This is a genomic window from Streptomyces bobili, assembly GCF_002154575.1.
GTDB classification, from domain to species: Bacteria; Actinomycetota; Actinomycetes; order Streptomycetales; family Streptomycetaceae; genus Streptomyces; species Streptomyces bobili.
The window spans coordinates 1-2,446 of record NZ_MUBA01000727.1 but is presented as its reverse complement, the minus strand read 5'-3'; the positions used below and the strand labels follow the sequence as shown (position 1 = coordinate 2,446).

4 protein-coding genes and 1 pseudogene are annotated in these 2,446 nt (G+C 72.6%); 1 reads left to right on the top strand and 4 read right to left on the bottom strand.

From position 1 onward, the window contains the following. A pseudogene (locus BZL64_RS40025) lies at positions 1-311 on the top strand (GPP34 family phosphoprotein); the annotation flags it as partial. Positions 312-329: 18 nt separating this feature from the next. Here BZL64_RS40025 and BZL64_RS36805 read toward each other — a convergent pair. The 4 genes from BZL64_RS36805 to BZL64_RS36790 form a co-directional block, all read right to left on the bottom strand. Beyond that, positions 330-899 (bottom strand): GAF domain-containing protein, encoded by a 570-nt coding sequence (locus BZL64_RS36805; protein WP_086773358.1) that lies wholly within the window; start codon positions 897-899, stop codon positions 330-332. 61 nt (positions 900-960) lie between these two features. Continuing rightward, complete coding sequence (locus tag BZL64_RS36800) at positions 961-1,581, bottom strand: GTP-binding protein (protein ID WP_086773357.1); 621 nt, start codon at positions 1,579-1,581, stop codon at positions 961-963. Beyond that, positions 1,559-1,930 carry a DUF742 domain-containing protein gene (locus BZL64_RS36795; RefSeq protein WP_086773356.1) on the bottom strand — a complete coding sequence of 124 codons (372 nt, stop codon included), beginning with the start codon at positions 1,928-1,930 and terminating at the stop codon, positions 1,559-1,561. Before BZL64_RS36795 ends, BZL64_RS36800 begins: the two co-directional genes overlap by 23 nt. A gap of 2 nt (positions 1,931-1,932) precedes the next feature. After that, a complete protein-coding gene (locus tag BZL64_RS36790; protein WP_073491709.1) occupies positions 1,933-2,367 on the bottom strand; it encodes a roadblock/LC7 domain-containing protein in 435 nt (144 codons plus the stop codon). Between the last annotated feature and the right edge of the window lie 79 nt (positions 2,368-2,446).

The window sequence follows — 2,446 nt, the reverse complement described above, 5'->3', positions numbered from 1 at the left end:
AGGCCGACGGGACCCTGACCCACCCGCGCGGCCACTGGCTCGCCGTAGGGTCCGACCGGCGGTCGGCAGTGGACTCACCGGCCCGGCGCCGCGCCGCCGAACGCTGGGCGTCGGCCGAGCCCGTCCTCGCCGGCCTGGCCACCACGGCCGGTCTGCGCGAGGAGGAGGGCGACGGCTTCCCCGGTCCCCTCACCGAACCGGTGGAGACGGTACTGGCCGCGGTGGGCGAGGCGGTGACGGAACTGACGGCCGCGCAGCAGCGGCGGTCCGTCGAGGACGCCGCCTTCGACAACGTCTGGCGGGGCCTGTGACGGACTCCGGCCGTCGGGTCACAGGGGCGGTCCGCCGGCCGCCCGGTGTTCCAGCCGCCCGGCGAGATCGGCCGCGGTCGCCTTGATGGTCTCCAGTCCCGCCCTCCCCCACGGCCGGGGCGCCAGATCGGCCACCGACACCGTGCCGAGGACCAGGCCGGCGGTGTCGATGAGCGGGGCGCCGAGGTAGGCGTGGATGCCGTACTCGTCGACGACCGGGTTGCCCGCGAACCTCGGGTAGTCGCGGACGTCCTCGAGCACCAGCGCCTTGCGCCGCACGACGACGTAGGGGCAGTAGCCGTACTCGCGGGGCAGCCGGCGGCCCACCTCCGGCTTGCCGCCGCGGGCGGCCCGGCCGCCGGGCGGGGTGTGCAGTCCGGCGAAGAACTGCCGCTCCTCGTCGATGAAGTTGACCATCGCGTACGGAGCGTCGGTCACCTCGGCGAGATGGTCCGCGAAGGCGTCCAGGGAGGGATCCGCCCGCTCCCCGAGGCCGAGTCGGCGCAGCCTCAGGGTGCGGGCGGGGGCTTCCCTGTCCTCGGGGGTGAGCAGGAGTCGACCGGCCGTGCGGGGCGGGTCGTAGCTCATGGGCGGACTCCGTCGCTGTGGACGTGGGGCATGTGCGGCTCCGGTGTGTGGTGTGCGGGGATCACATATGGGCGCCGCGGCTCGGCTGAGGTGCCGTCGGTGCGTGGGCGATGAGGTGGCGGACCAGGGCGAGCAGGGTCTGCACGCCCGACGCGGAGATGCGGGCGTCGCAGCGCACGATGGGGACGCCCGGGTCCAGGTCGATGGCGGCGCGCACCTCCTCGGGGTCGTAGCGGTGGGCGCCGTCGAACTCGTTGATGGCCACGATGAAGCCGAGGCCGCGTTCCTCGAAGAAGTCGACGGCCGCGAAGCACTCCTCCAGGCGGCGCGTGTCGGCGATGACGACCGCGCCGAGGGCGCCCTCGGACAGTTCGTCCCACATGAACCAGAACCGTTCCTGTCCGGGAGTGCCGAACAGGTACAGGACATGCTGCGGATCGAGGCTGATGCGGCCGAAGTCCATGGCCACGGTCGTCTCGACCTTGTTCTCGATGCCGTCGAGGTTGTCGGTCGCGGCGCCGACGGTGGTGAGCAGCTCCTCCGTACTCAGGGGCGCGATCTCGCTGACCGCGCCGACGAACGTGGTCTTGCCGACCCCGAACCCGCCCGCGACCAGGATCTTCAGCGCGGTCGGGAAGGCACCCTGGCCTTCGTCGTGTTCAGAGCTGTCGTCGTAGTCCATCGAGCACTGCCTCCAGTAGGGCCCGGTCGGTGGGGTTGTGGTGGAACTCGGGGGGCTTGGTGGTCAGCGCCCCGCAGTCCACGAGGTCCGCCAGCAGCACCTTGGTGACGGCCGCGGGCAGCCTCAGATGGGCGGCGACCTCGGCGACCGGGACGGGAGCCCGGCACAGGTCCAGTGCCTGCGCGTGCTCGGGGCCGAGATAGCCGAGGGGGGTGGACCCCGTCGCCCGCACCTGTGACATCAGGTCCAGGGCGACGGTGGGTTTGGTGCGGCCGTTGCTGACCGTGAACGGGCGCACCAGCCGTCCGGCCGCGTCGTCGAGCCAGGGCCCGTCGCCGGCCGCCGCCACCCTCAAGGCCCCATCACCGAGGGTTCGACGGCGTGCTGCCGGGGCGCGGTGACCAGGTACGGCCGCACGCTCTTGACGAGCATCGCCATCTCGTAGCCGAGGACGGCGGCGTCGGCCTCGCGCCCGGCCAGCACCGCGAGGCAGGTGCCCGACCCTGCGGTGGTGACGAACAGCAGCGTCGAGTCGAGTTCGACGACGACCTGCCGTACGTCACCGCCGTCGCCGAAGCGGAGACCGGCGCTGCGGCCGAGGGAGTACAGCCCGGAGGCCAGGGCCGCCATGTGGTCGGCGCTGTCGTGGTCGAGGCCGTGGACGGACTTCACAAGGCCGTCGCAGGAGAGGAGGACCGCACTGGTCGTGTGCGGTACGCGCTGCACGAGGCCGCTCATCAGCCAGTCGAGATCGGATACCTGGCCGGTCGGCGCATCGCTCGCCATGGTGGATCGACTCCTTGGGGTACGAAGGTCAGGCCGGGCGGCGGGGCTGCCAGGGCCAGCCGCCCGGCCTGACCTTCGT